At 65.2% G+C, this 19,021-nt stretch carries 17 protein-coding genes; 7 read left to right on the forward strand and 10 right to left on the reverse strand.

What is annotated here, in order from left to right; genetic code table 11:
* Positions 1 to 20 precede the first annotated feature (20 nt).
* Positions 21 to 1,361 (forward strand): 4-aminobutyrate--2-oxoglutarate transaminase, encoded by a 1,341-nt coding sequence (gene gabT, locus CURSPS6_RS00555; protein ID WP_030013311.1) that lies wholly within the window; start codon positions 21 to 23, stop codon positions 1,359 to 1,361.
* A 94-nt stretch (positions 1,362 to 1,455) separates the two neighbouring features.
* Positions 1,456 to 2,910, forward strand: coding sequence for an amino acid permease (locus tag CURSPS6_RS00560; protein WP_030013312.1), 1,455 nt, complete (start codon positions 1,456 to 1,458; stop codon positions 2,908 to 2,910).
* Here the strand turns inward: CURSPS6_RS00560 and CURSPS6_RS00565 are convergent.
* Positions 2,879 to 3,502: a hypothetical protein gene (locus tag CURSPS6_RS00565; RefSeq protein ID WP_051687450.1), complete on the reverse strand. Its 624-nt coding sequence runs from the start codon at positions 3,500 to 3,502 to the stop codon at positions 2,879 to 2,881. The genes CURSPS6_RS00560 and CURSPS6_RS00565 overlap by 32 nt on opposite strands.
* A gap of 82 nt (positions 3,503 to 3,584) precedes the next feature.
* On the opposite strand from CURSPS6_RS00565, the gene CURSPS6_RS00570 reads away from it, so the two are divergent.
* Genes CURSPS6_RS00570 through CURSPS6_RS00580 form a run of 3 tightly spaced genes read left to right on the forward strand, consistent with a single transcriptional unit; the run spans position 3,585 to position 6,060 of the window.
* Positions 3,585 to 4,379, forward strand: coding sequence for a CDP-alcohol phosphatidyltransferase family protein (locus tag CURSPS6_RS00570; protein WP_051687451.1), 795 nt, complete (start codon positions 3,585 to 3,587; stop codon positions 4,377 to 4,379).
* Positions 4,376 to 5,077 (forward strand): lysophospholipid acyltransferase family protein, encoded by a 702-nt coding sequence (locus CURSPS6_RS00575; protein ID WP_051687452.1) that lies wholly within the window; start codon positions 4,376 to 4,378, stop codon positions 5,075 to 5,077. Before CURSPS6_RS00570 ends, CURSPS6_RS00575 begins: the two co-directional genes overlap by 4 nt.
* Entirely contained in the window at positions 5,074 to 6,060 is a 987-nt protein-coding gene (locus CURSPS6_RS00580; RefSeq protein ID WP_030013319.1) for a phosphatidate cytidylyltransferase, read from the forward strand. Before CURSPS6_RS00575 ends, CURSPS6_RS00580 begins: the two co-directional genes overlap by 4 nt.
* Here the strand turns inward: CURSPS6_RS00580 and CURSPS6_RS00585 are convergent.
* A complete protein-coding gene (locus CURSPS6_RS00585) occupies positions 6,051 to 6,521 on the reverse strand; it encodes a MarR family winged helix-turn-helix transcriptional regulator (protein ID WP_030013320.1) in 471 nt (156 codons plus the stop codon). The genes CURSPS6_RS00580 and CURSPS6_RS00585 overlap by 10 nt on opposite strands.
* Before the next feature lie 48 nt (positions 6,522 to 6,569).
* Between CURSPS6_RS00585 and CURSPS6_RS00590 the strand changes: the two genes are divergently transcribed.
* Entirely contained in the window at positions 6,570 to 6,977 is a 408-nt protein-coding gene (locus CURSPS6_RS00590) for a hypothetical protein (RefSeq protein WP_200910802.1), read from the forward strand.
* A 23-nt stretch (positions 6,978 to 7,000) separates the two neighbouring features.
* Here the strand turns inward: CURSPS6_RS00590 and CURSPS6_RS00595 are convergent, their stop codons facing one another.
* A complete protein-coding gene (locus tag CURSPS6_RS00595; protein ID WP_051687453.1) occupies positions 7,001 to 7,750 on the reverse strand; it encodes a hypothetical protein in 750 nt (249 codons plus the stop codon).
* Between the two features lie 88 nt (positions 7,751 to 7,838).
* Between CURSPS6_RS00595 and CURSPS6_RS00600 the strand changes: the two genes are divergently transcribed.
* The gene (locus CURSPS6_RS00600) at positions 7,839 to 8,768 is read left to right on the forward strand and encodes a hypothetical protein (protein ID WP_030013325.1); all 930 of its coding nucleotides are present in this window, start codon (positions 7,839 to 7,841) and stop codon (positions 8,766 to 8,768) included.
* On the opposite strand, the gene CURSPS6_RS00605 is transcribed toward CURSPS6_RS00600, so the two are convergent.
* The 7 genes from CURSPS6_RS00605 to CURSPS6_RS00630 all read right to left on the reverse strand — a co-directional run bounded on the left by CURSPS6_RS00605 (position 8,763) and on the right by CURSPS6_RS00630 (position 19,004).
* Complete coding sequence (locus CURSPS6_RS00605; RefSeq protein WP_082469868.1) at positions 8,763 to 9,998, reverse strand: MFS transporter; 1,236 nt, start codon at positions 9,996 to 9,998, stop codon at positions 8,763 to 8,765. The genes CURSPS6_RS00600 and CURSPS6_RS00605 overlap by 6 nt on opposite strands.
* Positions 9,985 to 10,809: a class I SAM-dependent methyltransferase gene (locus CURSPS6_RS12235; RefSeq protein WP_082469869.1), complete on the reverse strand. Its 825-nt coding sequence runs from the start codon at positions 10,807 to 10,809 to the stop codon at positions 9,985 to 9,987. The genes CURSPS6_RS00605 and CURSPS6_RS12235 overlap by 14 nt, the downstream gene beginning before the upstream one ends.
* A gap of 492 nt (positions 10,810 to 11,301) precedes the next feature.
* Complete coding sequence (locus CURSPS6_RS00610) at positions 11,302 to 11,880, reverse strand: arsenic metallochaperone ArsD family protein (RefSeq protein WP_030013327.1); 579 nt, start codon at positions 11,878 to 11,880, stop codon at positions 11,302 to 11,304.
* A 117-nt stretch (positions 11,881 to 11,997) separates the two neighbouring features.
* Positions 11,998 to 13,503, reverse strand: a complete 1,506-nt coding sequence (locus CURSPS6_RS00615) for an alanine/glycine:cation symporter family protein (protein WP_035809883.1) — start codon at positions 13,501 to 13,503, stop codon at positions 11,998 to 12,000.
* Positions 13,504 to 13,635: 132 nt separating this feature from the next.
* Complete coding sequence (locus CURSPS6_RS00620; protein WP_051687454.1) at positions 13,636 to 14,346, reverse strand: hypothetical protein; 711 nt, start codon at positions 14,344 to 14,346, stop codon at positions 13,636 to 13,638.
* Positions 14,343 to 17,816 (reverse strand): bifunctional lysylphosphatidylglycerol synthetase/lysine--tRNA ligase LysX, encoded by a 3,474-nt coding sequence (gene lysX, locus CURSPS6_RS00625; protein WP_082469870.1) that lies wholly within the window; start codon positions 17,814 to 17,816, stop codon positions 14,343 to 14,345. The genes CURSPS6_RS00620 and lysX overlap by 4 nt, the downstream gene beginning before the upstream one ends.
* 3 nt (positions 17,817 to 17,819) lie before the next feature.
* Positions 17,820 to 19,004, reverse strand: coding sequence for an alpha/beta hydrolase (locus CURSPS6_RS00630; RefSeq protein WP_030013333.1), 1,185 nt, complete (start codon positions 19,002 to 19,004; stop codon positions 17,820 to 17,822).
* Positions 19,005 to 19,021: the final 17 nt, after the last annotated feature.

A 19,021-nucleotide genomic window follows, 5' to 3' on the forward strand; every position in this document is an offset into this window, starting at 1 on the left:
CGTAGAAAGAGACTTCACTGATGACAGAGATTTCCTACCGCCTCCCCCAGGAGATTCGGCTCACCGGGCAGTTCCCCGGGCCCAAGTCGCAGGCCCTCGCGGACCGTCGGGCCAAGGTCGTGCCGGGCGGCGTGGCCTCCTCGGTTCCGGTCTACGCGGCGGACGCCGACGGCGGCGTGATCGTCGACGTCGACGGCAATTCGATGGTCGACCTCGGCTCGGGCATCGCCGTGACCACGGTCGGCGCGTCGGCACCCAAGGTGGTCGAGGCCGTCCAGGAGTCCGCGCAGCACTTCACGCACACGTGCTTCATGGTCACGCCGTACGAAGGCTACGTCGCGGTCGCCGAGAAGCTCGCCGAGGTCACCCCGGGTGACTTCGAGAAGCGCTCGGTCCTGTTCAACTCGGGCGCCGAGGCCGTGGAGAACGCCGTGAAGGTTGCCCGCGCCGCGACCGGCCGCAACGCCGTCGTGGTGTTCGACCACGCCTACCACGGCCGCACCAACCTCACGATGGCCCTGACCGCTAAGGCCGCGCCCTACAAGCGCGGCTTCGGGCCGTTCGCCTCCGAGGTGTACCGCGTCCCGATGAGCTACCCCTACCGCGAACCCGCGGAGATCGACGGCAAGGAAGCCGCGGAGCGCGCGATCCTGCAGATCGAGAAGCAGATCGGCGGCCAGGACGTGGCCGCGATCCTGATCGAGCCCATCCAGGGTGAGGGCGGATTCATCGTTCCGGCCGAGGGCTTCCTGCCGCGGCTGGCCGAGTGGGCCCGCGAGAACGGTGTCGTCTTCATCGCCGACGAGGTCCAGGCGGGCTTCTGCCGCACGGGCAAGTGGTTCGCCGTCGATCACGAAGGCGTCGAGCCGGACCTGGTGGCCATGGCCAAGGGCATCGCGGGCGGCATGCCGCTGTCCGCCGTGACCGGCCGCGCCGACCTGCTGGATGCCGTGGGCCCCGGCGGCCTCGGCGGAACCTACGGCGGCAACCCCGTGGCGTGTGCCGCGGCGCTGGCCTCGATCGAGACCATGGAGGAGTGGAACCTGACCGATCGCGCCGCCGCGATCGAGAAGTCGGTCCGCTCGGCCCTCGAACCCCTCGTCGACGAGCTCGACATCGTGGGCGAGGTCCGCGGACGCGGGGCCATGATGGCCGTCGAATTGGTCGCGGACTCCGGCTCCAAGAAGCCGCATCCCTCGGCGGCCAAGGACATCGCGGCCTACTGCCTTGAGCGCGGCGTCGTGACGCTGACCTGCGGAACCTACGGAAACATCATCCGATTGTTGCCTCCGTTGACGATCGGCGATGAGCTCTTGGGCGAAGCGTTGGATATTCTCGTGGCGGGCATCCGCTCGATCTAACCTTCGAGCTTCCGAGCTCTTGGACAACGGTGCGCGGTCCTCCGGTGGGAGGGCCGCGCACCGTTGCCGCAGTCCCCCGGCAGAAAGATCCTCCATGAGTCACTCCCCCTACGACGAGCCCGTCTCGCCCCAAACCTCGATGGGCTCGACGGCTCATCGGCGTCGTTCCGGCGAACCCGCCGGCAAGAAACTTAAATCGCGCCACGTCACCATGATCACCCTCGGCGGGATCATCGGTGCGAGCCTCTTCGTGGGGTCAGGCAACGTCATCCGCTCCGTCGGCCCGGCCGCTGTGGTCTCCTACCTCATCGGCGGGCTGCTCGTCTTCCTGGCGATGCGCATGCTCGGCGAGATGGCGGCGTCCCGGCCGGCCATCGGCTCCTTCATGGAATACGCCCGCGTCGGGCTCGGCGATTGGGCCGCGTACCTGGTGGGCTGGCTCTACTGGTACTTCTGGGTTGGGGTGCTTGCCTATGAATCCGTGCTCGGCGGGGAGACCCTGCACGGGTGGTTCCCCGCGGTTCCCGCGTGGGCCGGTTCCTTCGTCCTGCTGGCCATGTTCGTGGGCACCAACCTGATCTCGGTCCGCACGTTTGGTGAGGTCGAGTTCTGGCTCGCGAGCATCAAGGTCATCTCGATCGTCGTCTTCCTGGGCGTGGGCGTCCTCTTCGCCCTGGGCTGGTGGCCGCACGCCGACTTCTCGGTCGGCAATTTGTGGCAGCACGGCGGATTCGCCCCGCATGGCTTCGGCGTCGCCTTCACGGGCGTGGCCCTGGTGATCTTCTCCTACTTCGGGACCGAGATCGCGGTCATGGCCGCCGCCGAGTCGGAGGACCCTGCCCGTGGCATTCGGCAAGCCACCTCGACCGTCATCTGGCGCATCCTGCTGTTCTTCGTCGGCGCCGTCCTGGTGATCACCACCGTGATCCCGTGGAACGAGCTGCCGGTCCCGACCGATGTCTCCCAGGCCCCCTTCACCCTGGCCTTCGCCAAGTTCGGCCTTCCCGGCGCGGACCTGGTGATGCAGCTGATCATCTTCACCGCGGTGCTGTCCGTGCTGAACTCGGGGCTATATTCCGCCTCGCGCATGTTTGCGGCCCTGGCGGATCAGGGCTTCGCGCCGCAGTTGGTGACCAAGCGGTCCCGCCACGGCGTGCCGTACATGGCCCTGCTGGCCTCCACGATCGGCGGGGTGGTCGCCACCATCGTCAACTTCGCCGCTCCCGAGTCCGGCGTTTTCGACTTCATCATGAACTCAGCGGGCCTCGTCGCGCTGTTCGTCTACGTGTTCATCGCGCTCACGCAGATGAACCTGCGGCGCAAGATGACGCCCGAGGAGCGCGCGGGTCTCAAGCTCAAGGTCTGGCTGCACCCGTGGCTGAACATCCTGCTGATGGCGGGCGTCGCTTTCGTGCTGGTGGTCATGCTGACCACCGAGGACGGGCGAAGCCAGGTGTGGACCAGCCTCATCGCGACCGTCGTGCTGCTGGTGTTCTGGCCCTTCGTGCGTCGCGGGCTCAAGAAGCGGAAGGCCGCCGGGCAGGCGTGAGCCGGGCCCCGGGGCCGCGGCGGAAGTACCAGGTGTAGAAGGCCACCCACCCGCCGTAGAACACGACCGGCAGGCACGGTTGGAGCGCCGGCGGCAGATGGGACCGGCCGGCGGCACCCGCCGCGCCGACTCCACCGGTGACCAGGGCAAACCGCACCCACCGCGCGGGGACGCTGACCACGAGGAAGCGCCCCAGGGGCCGCCGTTGCCTGCCGTGGGCCAGGGCGAAGAGCTTATAGGGCACGCCTCGGGGAGGGCCGAGCAACAGCGCGACCTCCGGCGAACGGAGGACGGCCCGCTCGGTCTCCTCGACCAGGGGCCGATCGATGCCTGGGATCTTGGTGACCAGCTCCCGGCATCGCTCGGGGTCCACGGACCGGCCGACCGCGTACATGCAGAGGCCGCCTGCGAGCGCCCCGGCGAGGGCGTCCGCGGTGGAGGCCATGCCGCGGCGAGGGGACCGCAGCGCGATCCGGCTGGTCCAGACGTCGGGAACGATGAAGAACGCGGTGGCCTCGGCAAAGCCCCACGCGGCGGCCACCAGACGGTCGGCCAACCCGCGAGAAGGGCGAAGGGATCGACGGCGATGCATGGTACTCCTTCGTGACGTGCTCTACATTGAGTATGAGCCATTCACCCATCGGATTCCGAGCCAGCACCAAGCGAGTATCAGCATGTCCGACGCATCGTCACACGGTCACAGCACGTCCCCTACCCCCGACCCGAGCCCCAGCGCGCCGTGGGAAGCCACCGGCACCGACCGCCGGGCCATTCCCCAACGGACCACCGGCTGGGCCGCGCGGACGGCGGATCTCCTGCACTCCACGGGCCTCACGCCCAACCAGGTCTCCGTCGGGTCCGTGATCTTCGCGGCGATCGGGGCGCTGGCCCTCGTCCTGTCCGGCACGGTCGAACACGACGGCGCCCGGTCGGTGTGGCTGATCATGACGGTCGTGTGTATACCCCTCCGGTTGCTGCTCAATATGCTCGACGGCATGCTCGCCGTCGAGAAGGGCATGCACTCGCCCACCGGCGACCTCTTCAACGAAGTGCCGGATCGGGTCGCCGACGTCCTGCTCCTGGCGGCGGCCGGATACGCGACGCGCGGGCTCTGGGCCGTCGACGCGGGGCTCGACTGGGGGCTGTTTTTCGGTTGGAGCGCCGCGGTGCTGGCGCTCATGACCGCCTACATGCGCACTCTCGGTGCGGCGAACGGCGTCGGCAATTTCTTCCAGGGGCCGATGGCCAAGCCGCGGCGTATGTGGGTCCTGGTCGTCGCGTGCCTTCTGTCGCTATTCGAACCGCTCTTCGGGATGCGGGGGTTGTTCCTCGCGCTTGCCCTGGTCCTGATCGCGGTGGGTGCGGCGGTCACGGTCGGGATGCGCTGGTGGTTCGTGTCTCGGGCGCTCGAACGGAAGGCCGCCCCCGACGCCGCCGCGAGCTCCTCGCGCACCCGGGGCCCGGCATGAGCCTAGGGGATCTCGCCCGGAACGGGCTGGCGCGCGTCCTGACCGCGGCCGAGGGCGTTCGGGTCACGGATCCCGACGGCGGGCAACCAACCTTCCCGGATCAGGCGATCTACTACGCCAACCACTCGAGCCACCTGGATTTCGTGACCCTCTGGTCGGTGCTGCCTCCGCGTCTCCGCCGGCGCGTGCGGCCCATCGCGGCCCAGGACTATTGGGGATCCGGCATCAAGCAGAAGGTCGCCGAGGGGGTCTTCAACGCGTATCTCGTGGATCGGCACGGTTCGGGGAAACGCGACGGGTCGGGTAGGACGCCGCCTCGCGCGAGTTCCGCGGGCGCCAGTCCCAAGGGTGCCGGCCAGCTCGCGGGAATGACGGCGGTGCTCGACGGCGGCGACTCGCTCATCATCTTCCCGGAGGGCACGCGCGGCGATGGCGAGCGGGTCGCTCGATTCCACGGGGGCCTGTACCGCCTGGCGCTGCACGACCCGACGATCCCCGTCATCCCGGTGACCCTGAGGGATCTCGGGAGAATTCTCCCGAAGGGCGAGGTCATCCCCGTTCCCCACCTTCCGACGGTCATCGTCCACGCCCCGCTGGTCGTGGGCCCGGGGGAGTCTCAGGAGGATTTCCTGAACAGGGCCCGCGATGTCTTGGACCGTTCGCTCCGGGGCCACGACGAGGGGGAGGCGGAACGATGATCGGTCTCTTGGATGCCCAAGCGGGTCAGGTGTTCCTCGGCGTCGGCGGGGTCTTGGTCGTCGCCTCGGTCATCACCGGGATCCTGGCCGTGCGGCTGAAGGGCCGGGAATCGAGCCTGGTGTCGAACCTGAAGCAGCGCGTCGGCGCGTGGTGGATCATGGCGGCCATCCTCGCGCTGGTCCTCATGGGCGGAGAAACCGTCACCCTGGTGTTCTTCCTCGTCCTCTCGTTCCTGGCCCTGCGGGAATTCTTGACGATCCTGCCGACCTCCCACCGCGACCACAAGGTGCTGGTGTGGCTGGTCTTCGTGATCCCGCCGCTGAACTACTACTTCCTGTGGGACCACTCCTACGGGTTCTTCTCGGTGCTGATCCCGGTTTACGCGTTCCTGTTCCTCCCGGCGCGCAACGCGTGGGCGGGCCAGACGGAGGGCTTCCTCCAACGGACCGCGACGATCCAGTGGGCGCTGATGGTGTGCGTGTACGCGATGAGCTATCTGCCGGCCATCCTCCAGCTACCGGCCGCGATGACCACGGGCCGCGAGGCCGCGGAAGGATCCCCGCCGGGTTCCGGAGGCCCCATGGGCGCGCACCTGCTGCTGTTCTTGGTGCTCGTGGTTCAGGGCAGCGACGTCTTCCAGTACATCTGGGGGAAGACCATCGGGCGGCACCCCATCGCCCCGAGCGTCTCGCCGAATAAGACCGTGGAAGGTTTCCTCGGGGGCATCCTGACGGCGACGGCCCTGGGTGCGGGCCTCTGGTGGCTCACGCCGTTTTCCCCGGTCGCGGCCGCCGGGCTTTCCCTGGTGTGTTGCCTGCTGGGATTCGCCGGGGGCCTCGTGATGAGCGCGGTCAAGAGGGACCGCGGGATCAAAGACTTCGGCAACCTGATCGCCGGCCACGGCGGCATCATGGATCGCATGGATTCGCTGGTCTTCTCCGCGCCGGTGTTCTTCCACCTGATCAGGTTCTTCTATACCTGAGCCTCGGTCAGGGACAACGGCCCGTCCCCGGCGAATCGTCCGATCAGGCGCGCGAACGTGGCGAGTTCTTCGGCGGTCCATCCGCGCGTTCGCGCCGAGATGGCGGCGTCGAGCCGTTCTCGGGCGACCCCGATCGCGGCTTCTCCGGCGGGCGTCAGCGACAGTAGCGCCTTGCGCTCGTCGTGCGGCGGTCGGTCGATGCTGATCAGCCCGTCTCGCGCCAACGCCGAGCAGCGACGGCTCACGACGCTGCGGTCCAGACCCAAGGAGCCGGCGAGGGTCGCCGCACTGACCGACTCGTGGGTCGAAAGGCATCGCGCCAGCGCGCTCAGGGTCGAATACGTACCGGCGTCGAAACCTTCGTGGACGCCCTCGGTGATCTCGGCGTACAGGCGCTTCCGGAAGTCCTGATTCAGGATCAGCCCGAGGGCATCGGAGATTTCTCGAGGTGCAGAGGTCATGAACCCATCTTAACCGTGCTCTTTGCACGATTCTGTTATGGTGTGTGCATGTTGCACACACACGAGGAAAGCCCGTCCGTGATGGGGCGGGTCCTTCACGACGTCTTTAACCGGCAGCATCTCCTCCTGGACGAGATCGCCGATCGATATTTCGCGCCCGACTACCGCCAGCGCACCAACGGCTCGTGGTCGCGCCGGGCGGAGGTCGTGGACCACCTAGCGCGCGTGCGCGAGGTCGCGGAACGAGCGGACATCGTGGTGGAAGAGGAGCTGAGCCAAGGGCGGCTGTACGCGGATCGCCATGTGGTCCGGGTCCACAAAAGGGGCGGGGGCCTCACGGTCCAGGAGGTTTACGTCTTCGCTCATCGCGCCGCCGACGGGAGGCTCCGGGAACTCCACGAAACCACCATGATGCTGGAAGGCTCGGAAACGGACCGGTCACTCGGGCAGGCGTGACGGGTCCGTCCCCGGGGCCTAGCTCAGCCGTTCTTATTCCACCGGTACGAGTAGTGGGCGATCCACGCCGCGTTCAGCAGGACCGGGGCCGCGACCCGGGTCAGGCGCGGGGCGACCGATCGGGCGAGTCCCGACGCGATCGCGACGCCACCGGTCATCGCCGCAAACCGGGTCATGCGGGTGGCCGCGGACCAGGCGAGAAACTCCGTCATGTCCACCCGGCGCAACCCCAGCTCGCGGGCGTAGGCGGCGTAGGGGACGTCCTCCACGAGACCCGACACCATGGCTCGCGTGCCGTACCTCGCGGATTCGCGCTCGACGCGGGACAGGGTCGACCCGCCGATGCCCGGGCGGCCCAGGAACTCGGCGCGGCTGGCGCGCTTGCCGATCTTCTGGGAGCGGCGATACGTGAGCGCGCCGCCCACGACCGAGCCCGCGGTCGCGGCGACGGTGGCCGTCAGACCGCGTTTGGGACTGCGGAGGGCGAGGTTCGAGGTCCACAGGTCGGGGGAGACGAGTCCGAGGGCTCCGTCGACCACGCCGAGGGCGAAGGCCACGGTGTGCTCTCGGGCGATCGCACCGGCCACGCCGTTTCCTTCGCGTTCGGAGGCCGCCGACCTGGCCGAACGCTGGCCCTTCGAGCGCTTCGATGATCGCTCGGCGATGGCCCGACGGCGCTCCTCGGCCTCGCGGCGGCGCTTCTTCTGCTCATCGGGCGAGAGCGCGAGATTCCATTCGCCGTGCTTTTTCGTTCTCTTCGGGAAAAACCCCATAGCTACCCCTTCACTCGATACTGGTTCCCCACAATACCTGCCGCTTATTCTGGTGCTATCAGTCGCTCGTCCGGAGAAAGCAGGAGTTATGGAGGACAGCACTCGCCGCACCACGTCAACCGGTTCCGCGCCGTGGGCCAGGGTCGCCGCGCCCTGGGAAAAGGTCGAATCCGCGGGGCGAGGCATCCCGCGAAACACTCGGAACGCGCTGGGCAGGCTCGCCGGCTCGGCGCACCGCGCGGGCATCCCGCCGAGGAAGGTCTCGGTGGCCGCCGCCGGGTGCGGGATCGGGGCGGCGGTGGCCATCGCGCTGAGCTCGTGGGTGGGCTCGGACGTCGGTCGGTTCTGGTGGATTCTCGTCGCCGTGATCCTGTTGGGGGCCAGGCTCGCGGGCAATATCGTGTTGGAATCGTTGCGGATGAGGGTCTCGGGGGATCGACGCATCGGGGACATCCCGGTGAGCCTCGTGGACGCGGCCGCCGACGTCCTCCTTCTGATCGCGGCCGGAGGGGCCACCTTTCAGGTGTGGCTCACGCGCGACAACCTCGACGCCGGACTGACCTTCGCCTGGATCGCCGCGATTCTCTCGGTGGTCGCGCCGTATCTGACGGCACTGGGCGAGCTGGGCGGCGTCGGGCGTTTTACGCAGGGGCCGATGAGCAGCCGGAGGGCGATGTACGTGCTGATCCTGGCCGGAATCCTCAGCTGGTTCGAGGCGCTTGGTTCGAGCCGTGGGTACATTTTCGCGGTGGCCCTGCTCGTCATCGTGGCGGGATGGGCGACGACGATCGCGATGAGGCTGTGGTTTATGGGGCAGGCCCTGACCGCCCGTCGGGCCGAGGCGGCCGCGCGTGTCTCGTCGCAGACGCCCGGGAAGCCCGAACGTCGGGCCGACAATGCGCAACAGCCGGCGACGCGCCGGATCGACATGGTCCGACCGGACACGCCGGCTCGAAACATACCGAGACTGACAACCCATCGAACGCCCTCGTCTCCCCAACGGGAACAATCCTCATGAGGAATGCGGTGGTTGAGGACGATCCCACAAATGTGGTGTCCAACCTCTCCTCCGAATCCAGAGGAAGGACGCCACGATAACGGTCATTCCGGCCAGGCCGGAAAAAGTGATGACGCCTTTGGGCTCACCGACGAGGTGAGGCGTTCCCAAAAATTTGCCCATGATGGAAAACGCCGCAAAGGAAGATCCGATGAGCGACCACGCCCTCCCTCGTATCTCTTCCGGCACAGCCTCGTAAACCGTATTTCTCACCCCGATGTTATGCATGGCGTTTCCTATCCCGCCCATAACGAAGAATATGAGTATCACGGATAAATATTCCACGATCCCTTCGACAATAATGGCGACGCAAATGAGAGCTCCCCCGAGTATGAGCAAGGTGACCGGGTCAAATCGCCGCTTGGCCTTACTCGCGCGCACCGAAGCCAGGAGGGATCCCGTCGACCATGCGGCCAAGATGATCGAGTAACCCACCAGGCCCGGATCCATGTCGAGGGGAATATCTCCCAACCGGGCACGGCCGATATCCTGCAGGTAGACGACGCCGGAGAGATCTTCCATGGTCGTGAATAACACGACAGCAAACATGGCGGGTAAATACAGTTTGAGCGACGAGATTCCAGAGAGAGACTTCAAGCCGCGGCGAAGGTGTTTGAAGTCTGTGTGGTCGCGAGTCGTATCCGGACGCGCGCGAGGGATATGAATCGCTATGATCGCGAGAGAAATAAGGGTCAGCGCGGTTGCCACCCAGATTGCCCCACTGAATCCCAGCGAAAACAGAAGTGCCGACAGAGGCGGTGTGACGATCGCTAAGAGGGAATTTATTCCGACTACGTAGGCGCTAGCGGTCTGCTCGGTGAATCCATGAAGGTTGGGTAATGCCTTGAAGACCACGGACCCGACCATAATCGAGCAAACCGTTTGCAGCGAAAGTAGCGCGACGTTAAGAGAGACGTTGGATGTCAGGATCATGCAGATCATGGTCATGGCCGAAACGAACAAAGACAATACCCACAGAGTCTTCGTAGGAATTTTGTCGACGGCCCATCCCACGGCTGGGGCTACCAGAATGCTGGGGAGCAGGGTGGCCAAACTGGTTGCGGTGAGCATCCATGTGCCACCCTGCTGGGAGATCGAGAAGATCATTAAGTAATACACTGAGCCTTCGGCGAATAAGGACAGTGTCAAAGCTATAGTTATTGGATATTTTGATAGTTTATTGCCGATCATTTTTTGAGAATGAAATCGTAGCTACTTCATATCCTTGAGCCCCTCCGTCTCCAACTTGGGAGATGTTCCGATAGGCTACCGTCCATCCAAGGATATTAGCTATTTCGGTAATGTCCTGCTCTCTCCAAATTCTTTCATGGTGTGAGCAAAGCACCGGTTCTAACCCCTCGGACCTGCGATCTATAAACGAATTGTGAATTAGAAACGGAGCCTCATACTTTAGTCCTCTCCAGATGATCCGCTCTTTTCCAGACTCTGTCGTGTAAATTTCTGGAGTGAGTATACCGTTGAGTTCTGGAAACCTGGATACTGAACTATTTGTGTAGACTGAAATGGCAAACCGACCGACTGATGACATGCACCTTTCGACATTTGAAAATATTTTTGAAACGTTTTTTATTGTGGTTAGTCCGTTGACTGATATCGCACCAAAATAAACGAAGTCAACGTTATTTAATGGTATTTTGTCTGAGATAAAGTCAGCAAGAATAAATTCACCGTTGAAATTGCATTCCTCTTGTCTCTTGAGGAAACGATTGCGAGCCGAGGGGGAGGAGTCGACCCCGATAAATGTGGAATTGGTGCCACCATCTTGAAGTTGTTTTATTAGCCTGCCGTCTCCGACCCCCAAATCCACTATGACGTGATCGTTCTCATTGACGTGCTCTGATAGGGATTCTACATCCCATGATTGCTGCCAGGATGTATCCCTCATGAATTCACTGAGGGTTTCGTCGTAGTATCCCTCTGCTTGAAATGTTTCTAAATCGTTTTGTAGCTTCTTAAAAGCGCCAAAATACTCATATTGCATTTGAATGCTCCGGCCCCAAGGGGTGCCCCGTTTGGCTACGAGGCACCCCTGTAATGTTATTAAGGAACTATAGTTTACGCGGTGGGATTAGGATATTGCGCTAAATGCATCGAGTGTCTCCTAAGGTTGAATTTGATTATAGAAGAGTGATGGCCAACACGGTTGTAGGGTAGGCTGAACTGCTTCAAACTTGCAATATATTACGAATTATTTCAGCTCTGCGTGTGAGGCCTCCGAGGCCAATGCATGGCGAGGGTGGTGTGGTTGCTGATCGTTGGTCTAGCGGCGCAAATGTCAGAAAGAGCCATTGACCAGTGGATATACCGTTAGTAAGTGCGTGATTGGGGTGGCCCATCAGGTCTGATGAGGTCGCCCTCGGCGACGAGGCTGACTTCGGGTTCCTGTCAGGTCCCGGCGATCTTGGCGGAACCGGACGTCGCCGAAACCTGCCATGGAGAAGCCTGGGGGACGTTCAGCGTCCCGTGTATCGGCCTAGTGGCCGCCGCACCCGCAGGATCCGCCGCAGCATCCGCCGGAGTCGGCATTCCTGGATGAGTCTTCGGGCAAGGGAAGGCCGTCGCCCGTATCTCCGCCCATGAGATTGCGGCGGGCACCGATCTCGGGGCCCCCGCGAGGCTTCTCCCGAACGCCCGCCAGGACCGCGGCGAATCCGGCCGGTTCCGGCTTCTCCGCGGGTGCTCCGACCGCGCCCGGGGTCTGCCGGCCCCCGGGCCCGCAGGCCGCGGCCGCCGCGGAAAATCGCGGGTCTTTGCGCTTGGGTGCGCGGGCCTTGGCGAAGCGCTGCATCTGCTCCGCGGTTGGATACATCCAGGAGACGACGATCTGCGGGCCGAGCAGGGTAATGGGCAGGACCATGTCCCCGGAGGCCGCGAGCATGTCCGCGACGTGTTCGCATTCTTCGAAGGCCCACTCGTCCTCACCGCGCACGTACACGGTGATCGGGTAGCCTTCTTGGGCCAGCGACGCCGCGGCGTCGAGGAACGCCTCCCGCTCGGCATCCTCGGGGCCGCCGGCGGGGATGAAAACCTCTACCTCAGTCAGATCGGACATTGTCTCCTCCACGTTGAATCACAGCCCATCGTCCTCCGCGAGCGGCCGGAACACCAAGCGTGTTCGCGAGGCGCCGACCGGACGCGCAGAACAGGGCGGTGGATGAGAGCCCCCGAACTAGCTCTTCGTTGAGGTCCGGGCGGCCTTGCGCATCGCGTCGTGATCGATCCAGAACTGGCGGGTCGTTACCTCGTCGTCGCCGTCCCAGGCCTCGAGTCCTCGAATGTCCGGCAGATCCGCCGCGCGGAAGATCGGCTCGACCCGTTGCTTGCGCTGACCCTCGTAGTGCTTCAGGACCTTATTGGCCACACCGGCCAGGAGCAGGATGGCTACGAGGTTCAGCAACGCCATGATGGCCATGAACACGTCTGCCAGGGACCACACGAGGTCCAGGGCGACCACCGCGCCGCCGAAGACGCACACGAGAACGACCACGCGGTAGGCCTGAAGGACCCACTTCTTTCCGGTCAAGAACTCGATGTTGGACTCGCCGTAGTAGTAGTTGCCGATCACCGAGGAGAAGGCGAACAGGAAGATCGCGATCGTCAGGAAGTGAACGGCCCAGCCACCCAGCTGCGCGGCCAGCGCGGACTGGGTCAGGGAGGCCCCGGCGGCCTTGTCGCCGAAGGTGGGGTTGGAGAGCAACACGATGAACGCCGTGATCGAGCAGACGATGATCGTGTCGAAGTACACGCCCAGCGACTGAACGAATCCCTGCTTGGCGGGGTGGGAGACCGCCGCGGTGGCACCCGCGTTGGGAGCCGAGCCCATGCCGGCCTCGTTCGAGAACAGGCCGCGGCGCACGCCCTGGATGATGACGCCCATCAGGCCGCCCGTGACGAACTCCTTGATCCCGAAGGCGCCCTGGATGATCTTCACGAACATCTCCGGCACGAGGTTCAGGTTCATGACCACGACCAGCAGGCCGAGGCCGACGTACATGATGGCCATGACGGGCACGAGGATCTGCGTGACCGAGGAGATGGACCGGACCCCGCCGAAGATGATGACGGCCGTGATGATCGCCAGGACCACGCCGATGATGACCTTGAGGCCCATTCCGTCGGCGATGTCCGGGGCGAACGACTTGGTCGACTGCGAGACAGCATCGACGATCGAGTTGGACTGCACCGTGTTGAACACGAACCCGTAGGTCAGGCAGATGATCACGGCGAAGGCCACGCCCATCCACCGCGCGCGCAGGCCGCGCTGCATGTAGTACGCCGGTCCGCCGACGTAGGACTCCTTGCCGGGATGCTTGTACAGCTGGGCGAGCAGCGACTCGACGAACGCGCTGGCCGCGCCGAGGGACGCGATGACCCACATCCAGAAGACGGCCCCGGGGCCGCCAATGCTGATGGCCAGGGCCACGCCGGCGATATTGGCCGTGCCCACGCGGGAGGCCGCCGAGATCGTGAAGGCCCGGAACGAGGAGATCTGCGTCCGCCCGGAGGAGTCTTTGCCGCTGGGTTCGCCGAGGACCCGGAACATTTCGGGGATCGAGCGGAACTGCACGGCCCGGGTCCGGATCGTCAGGTAAAGGCCGACTCCGATCAGGACGATAAACATGCCCTGCCAGATGAAGTCGCCGATATTTGTCACGAGGTCGGTCAATGCGTCCATGGGTACAACTTTCCGGTGCGAGTGGGCCCAGTCGATGAGATATCTCAGGGCGGTGCCAGCATATCCGGCCCCGAGAATATATGAAACTTTGACGGAGCGACCGTCCGGCCGTGGATGGCCGGCGTGGGCGTGCTAACCGACCAGGAAGCGACCTACCAGGAAGTACCGGGCGGCGTCGGCAAGGAGCAGAATGCACACCGCGGCGATGGTCAAGGGAATCGCGATGCGGATCCACCGGCGGGCCGCGGACCAAGCCGCACCGATCCACTCGGCGACCCTCCCGTGGCGATTGAACAGCACGGCGACACAGAGGATGAACAACGGCACCTGAGAGATGATGGCCCACACGATGAATGCCGGGACGACGATCCACGGGGGATGGTGCGAGGAGAGCCCGATCGTGACGACGAACGGCACATCCGCGGTGACGAGCGCGACGAATCCGAGCGCGACCACCAGGAGCCCCGTGAGGCTCCGGTTCTTCTGGTCCTTCTCCTCGGGCGGGTCGTTACGGTGGGCCCAGCGGTATCCGGCGTAGCCGAGGCCGACGGCGGCCACGATCACCTCGGCCCCGGCCGCCCAAGCGCCGGCGCGCAGGAGCGAGTGCCAGGGGATCTCGGCCAGATGCTCGCCGAGGAGGCGCGAGAGAAGAATCCCCCACAGGGCCGTTCCCAGGATCAGCACCGCTCCGAAGAGCAGCACGTCTCTGCGGGCCTTCGCGGGCCCGCGACCCGGGGCGGAGGATCGCGCGGCCATGTAGACCGCGGCGATCAGGGCGGGGGCCGGGTCGAAGCCCCCGATGCCGAGCCCCGAGGCGACCCCGAAAAACTGGAGTTCGTTCATTCCACGGACGCCGAATCCGGCCCCGAGGCCTTGCGGGGAGCGGACCGGAGGCGAGGATTCGAGCCCGGCCGCACGAAGGGAAAGGCCAAGACCCCGCGGATGGGTGCTCCCGTGAGCATCATGATCAGGCGGTCGATGCCGATGCCCATGCCGCCCGTGGGCGGAAGGCCGGTCTCCAGGGCATCGAGGAAGTCCTCGTCGATCTGCATCGCCTCGAGGTCGCCCGCGGCGGCCTTGAGGGACTGCTCGGTGAGGCGGCGACGTTGCTCGAGCGCGTCGGCCATCTCGGAGTAGGCGGTTCCCATCTCGGTGCCGTTGATGACCAGGTCCCACCGTTCGGCGAGGCCCGGCTCGCTACGGTGCGGACCCGCCAGCGGGGAGGTCTCCACGGGGAAGTCCTTGTAGAACGTGGGGCGGGAGGTCTTGGCCTCGACCAGTTCGCCGTAGAGCTCTTCGATGACCGCGCCCGGACCCATGTCGTCGCGGACGTGAATCTCGTGCTCGCGGGCCAGGCGCAGGAGATCCTCGAAGTCGGTGTCGAGGCCCACGGGCCGCCCCACGGCCTCAGACAGGGCCTGGCACACGCTCACGACCGGCCACGGGCCGGAGACGTCCGTCAGCACGGCCTCCTGGCGGGGATCCTTGGGATCCTCGCCGAGGCGCAACGGCAGAACCACCTCGCCGAAGACCTCGCGGGCGGCGTTCTTGAGGATGCGTTCGGTCAGCTCCCGCATGACGTTGTAGTCCGCGTACGGCTGGTAGGCCTCCAGCACGGTGAATTCGGGATTGTGCGTCGCGTCGGCTCCCTCATTGCGGAAGTCGCGACCCAATTCGTAGACCGGTCCCATGTCGCCGACGACCAACCGCTTGAGGTACAGCTCGGGGGCGATGCGCAGGGTGAGGTCCACGCCGTAGGCATTGATGAACGTCTTGAACGGCCTCGCGCTGGCGCCGCCGTGGACCGTGTTGAGCATCGGGGTCTCGACCTCGAGGTAATTTTGCTCGTCGAGGGTCCGGCGGATCGACCGGATCGTCGCCGAACGGATCCGAAGGCGATGGGACTCGGCCGGGTTGACGATCAGATCCATCGAACGACGCCGGAGCCTGGCCTCGGGATCGGTGAAGGAATCGAACGGGATCGGGTGCAGGCACTTGGAGAGCATGTCCCAGGACTCCACGATTAGCGACGGCGTCCCGTTGCGCGAGGCGCCGATCCGGCCGCGCAACAGCACGTGGTCGCCGGTGTCGATCCAGCGGATGGCGCGGCGGGTTTCACTGCCGCACACCGAGTCGTCCAGGACAGCCTGGACCACGGTTCCGTGTTCGTAGAGGTCCAGGAAGCTGACCTTGCCGTGACGGCGGATCGACCGGACGCGTCCGGTAACCGACAGCGCCGAATCCGCGGCGGGCACGGGGGCCTGCGCGTGACCCGAGGCTCGCGTAGACTCGCCGGCCGCGTGCGAGCCGCTGCCGACGCGGGCCTCCGCGGCCTCGGGCGAGGCCAACAGGGACGCGAAGGAACGCACGCTCATGCCCTCCCCGGTGCCCTTGGGGTAAGGCTCGATGCCGGCTTCCCGCATCTGCTCGAGGTGGGCGATGCGGTGCCGCGTCTGGTCGGACCACGTCGGTTCCAGGTCCTCGGCGGCCACCCGGCGTCGTTCGATCTCCCGGAGACGGCCGAGTTCGTGGTTGCCGAGGGTTCCCGCCTGACTCGGTTTGTGCGTCAGCCAGGCGGGGAGGAAGCCCTCCGCCACCCCGCAGGCGATACCCACCGGGCCCAGCGTCACATAGGACTCGACGCAGATGTATCGCGGGACCCACGAGGGGCTGAATTTTTGGTTGAACTTATAGAGACGCTCGAGCTGCAGGAATCGGTCCAGAACCCCCAAGACCGAGGACCCAAACTTGGTCAGCGGGTTGGCCCCGAGCTCCTCGGAACGCGCGAAAGTCTCGCGGAACATCGCAAAGTTCAGGGAAACCCGGCCGACACCCAGGCCTTCGGCCTCCTCCATCATCTTGACGATCATGAATTCCGTGGTGCCGTTGGGGGCCCCGGGGGCGCGCCGCATGACGTCGAGGGACAGCCCGTTGCCTCCCCACGGCACGAAGGAGAGCAGGCCGATGGGGGAGCCGTCGGGCGAGTAGGCCACGAGGATCACCGTGCGGTAGTCCGCCGGATCCCCCACCCGATTCAGGGCCATCGAAAAGCCCCGTTCGATCTTGCCGTGGCGCCACTCGTCGGTCAGCGAGGCGACGCGTTCGCGTTGCTCGTCCGTGAGGTCGCCCTGCCGGGCGATCTTGACGGTCACCCCCTCGCGTTCCAAGCGTTGGAAGCTGTGGCGGATCTCGGTCATCGACGTGTTGTTCAGGGAGAAGCGGTCCGGGTAGAGGATCGCCTCGTCGCCCATGCTGATGACCGTCATGCCGGCCCGCGCGTAGGCGCGGGCGCCGTCGCGGCTCGCGCTGATGACCGCGGGAATCCAGCCGTATTCGCGGGCCTCGCTCTTCCACTCCTGGCTCGCGTTCTCCCAGGAGGCGTGTTCACCGATGGGATCGCCAGAGGCGAGCGAGACCGAGCCGAAGACGCGATAGGTCACGGCCGCGCGGCCGTCGTCGGAAAACGCGGTGGACTTCTCTCGGCGCGTGCCGAAATAGGCCAGCGAATCCTGATGCCCGTAATCACGCAGCAGGCTTCGCAGGCGAAGCTCGCGCTCGCCGGTCCACGAGTGCACCGGGCGGGCCGAGCGCAAGAAGACCCAGATCGCCACGATCGCGGTGATGCCGTAGACCGTGGAGATGATTTGGATGGACCACGGAGGGATCCCGTGAAGGTGGCTCATGATCGCCGGGGAGGTTCCTCCCAGGGCGCGGAGCATCACGTGGCCGACGTCGGATGCGGAATCCAGTGGGAGGAAGATCCACGCGAGGAGCGCGGCGAGGACCAGACCGATCAGCAGGACCAAGAATGCGGCACCGTAGGAGGCCCGCACGATGCGCGCCGGGAACTCCCGTCGGCCGCGAAACAGCAGGAACAACATGACGAGGCCCACGACCGCCCCGACGTAATCCCAGACCGGGTGCTCTAAGGGGGCTTCGGCCCAGACCTCGTTCCATTGGTCCGAGATGGGGAAGGCGATGGCGGACAAGACGCCCAGCAAAACCCCGGTGAGCTGGAAGAACATGGCAGCCCACAGGCCGGCGCGCTTGCGCCGGAGCAACGCCCAGAAGATGACCGCGGTGATGACGAGCGTGATCAGGCTTCTCTCGACCGGGACGTTCAGGATGCCGAAGAGGAACTCGAAGACGCCGGTCCGGTCGTGACGCGTCGGTCGCGTGACGATCAGCGCGACGTTCATGAAGGTCGCCAGGGCGTAGAGCCAGATCATCAAGCGGGCCGTGCGGCGTCCCTGATGGGCCCCTTCCGTGGCGCGAGAGGAGGAAGCGCGGTTCGAGGTGCGTCGGATGCTCATCGATCAATTCCGTGAGGTGTGGGGCAGAGGGGCAAAGAACGGACTGCTGTGGCCCAACCAGGTCAGGCTCTTGACCATACCGGGCAGCCAGACGTCCTGACGATGGCCGCCGGAAGCGACCGAATCCACGGTCAGCGAGGTCTCTCCGGAGACGTGGCCGCGGAACGCGGACAGCGAGGGCCAGGACAGGGGATCATCACGGCTGGAGAAGTAGTGGAGGTTGACGTGGGCCGTTCCGGTCGAGGCGATGCGGGGCAGGTCGTACCGGGGGTCGTCGGGCTCGTTCCAGCGCTGACCCTTGGTGTAGTCGGGCGTGAAGTAACCGGACTGCACGAGGCCCGAGGCGAAGAGATCGGGGTGGCGCAGGCTCAACATCGCCGAGCAGAATCCGCCCGCGCTGTATCCGGTGGTCGCCCACGCTTGGGGGTTGTCTCCGACGCGCAGATTCTCCTTCACCCAGGGGACCACGTCCTTCGTGATGAAGGTTTCGGCCCGGGGGGTCTTTTTGCGCGGCTGATCGATCGTGCCGTCCACGCACTCGGAGTCGTAGGTTCCGGGCATGACATCCGGGACGATGAAGATCGAATCGCGGAGGCGGCCCTCGTCCACGGCCCGTTGGATGAGGTGCCCGTAGTCGAGGGACTTGGAGTACGTCTGCGGGGACCCGGGGAACCCCGTGAAGCCCATGATCACCGGGTACATCTGGTCGCTGTTGTGCAGGTATGACTTCGGCAACCACACCATGACGTTGTAGGTCTGGCCGCTTTCCGCGCCGGGCAGCGAGACGCTGAAGTACTGGCCGTGATCCGCCGCGTCGGAGATCTTGTCTTGAAAAGCGGGGTTGTCCTGCGGGTTCTTCTGCAGGTCGGTGAGTTGTCCGGTGATGGCCTGGGGAGCGACCCGGCTGGGGGACGCTGCCCCGTACGACTGCCGGGGCAGCGCCGTCGCCGCGCCTCCCGTGAGGTCGGACCACGAGGTGTACCAACTGTTCTGCCGGTTCAGCCACGCCGCGACCGAGGTGAGGATCAGCACCGAGACGAGCAGCATGACCACCGCCTGGGCCGCATAGTTGATCAGGCGGCGGCGGGGCAGACGCGGGAGGAACACGACGGCGAGGAGGAAGACCGCGAGGGTGAGGACCCAGAGCGCGATCAAGAAGCCCCATTCCGTGAGCTCAAAAACCTGCATGGATCCTCCTTGACGTC

This window comes from Curtobacterium sp. S6 (genome assembly GCF_000710345.2).
GTDB lineage: Bacteria > Actinomycetota > Actinomycetes > Actinomycetales > Micrococcaceae > Rothia.

Coding starts and splice junctions, on each gene's coding strand:
- CURSPS6_RS00590 (WP_200910802.1), top strand. CDS start 6,570: ATGTTGCACACACACGAGGAAAGCCCGTCCGTGATGGGGCGGGTCCTT.
- CURSPS6_RS00600 (WP_030013325.1), top strand. CDS start 7,839: ATGGAGGACAGCACTCGCCGCACCACGTCAACCGGTTCCGCGCCGTGG.
- CURSPS6_RS00560 (WP_030013312.1), top strand. CDS start 1,456: ATGAGTCACTCCCCCTACGACGAGCCCGTCTCGCCCCAAACCTCGATG.
- CURSPS6_RS00575 (WP_051687452.1), top strand. CDS start 4,376: ATGAGCCTAGGGGATCTCGCCCGGAACGGGCTGGCGCGCGTCCTGACC.
- CURSPS6_RS00620 (WP_051687454.1), bottom strand. CDS start 14,346: ATGAACGAACTCCAGTTTTTCGGGGTCGCCTCGGGGCTCGGCATCGGG.
- lysX (WP_082469870.1), bottom strand. CDS start 17,816: ATGAGCATCCGACGCACCTCGAACCGCGCTTCCTCCTCTCGCGCCACG.
- CURSPS6_RS00570 (WP_051687451.1), top strand. CDS start 3,585: ATGTCCGACGCATCGTCACACGGTCACAGCACGTCCCCTACCCCCGAC.
- CURSPS6_RS00605 (WP_082469868.1), bottom strand. CDS start 9,998: ATGATCGGCAATAAACTATCAAAATATCCAATAACTATAGCTTTGACA.
- CURSPS6_RS00610 (WP_030013327.1), bottom strand. CDS start 11,880: ATGTCCGATCTGACTGAGGTAGAGGTTTTCATCCCCGCCGGCGGCCCC.
- CURSPS6_RS00630 (WP_030013333.1), bottom strand. CDS start 19,004: ATGCAGGTTTTTGAGCTCACGGAATGGGGCTTCTTGATCGCGCTCTGG.
- gabT (WP_030013311.1), top strand. CDS start 21: ATGACAGAGATTTCCTACCGCCTCCCCCAGGAGATTCGGCTCACCGGG.
- CURSPS6_RS00615 (WP_035809883.1), bottom strand. CDS start 13,503: ATGGACGCATTGACCGACCTCGTGACAAATATCGGCGACTTCATCTGG.
- CURSPS6_RS00585 (WP_030013320.1), bottom strand. CDS start 6,521: ATGACCTCTGCACCTCGAGAAATCTCCGATGCCCTCGGGCTGATCCTG.
- CURSPS6_RS00595 (WP_051687453.1), bottom strand. CDS start 7,750: ATGGGGTTTTTCCCGAAGAGAACGAAAAAGCACGGCGAATGGAATCTC.
- CURSPS6_RS12235 (WP_082469869.1), bottom strand. CDS start 10,809: ATGCAATATGAGTATTTTGGCGCTTTTAAGAAGCTACAAAACGATTTA.
- CURSPS6_RS00580 (WP_030013319.1), top strand. CDS start 5,074: ATGATCGGTCTCTTGGATGCCCAAGCGGGTCAGGTGTTCCTCGGCGTC.
- CURSPS6_RS00565 (WP_051687450.1), bottom strand. CDS start 3,502: ATGCATCGCCGTCGATCCCTTCGCCCTTCTCGCGGGTTGGCCGACCGT.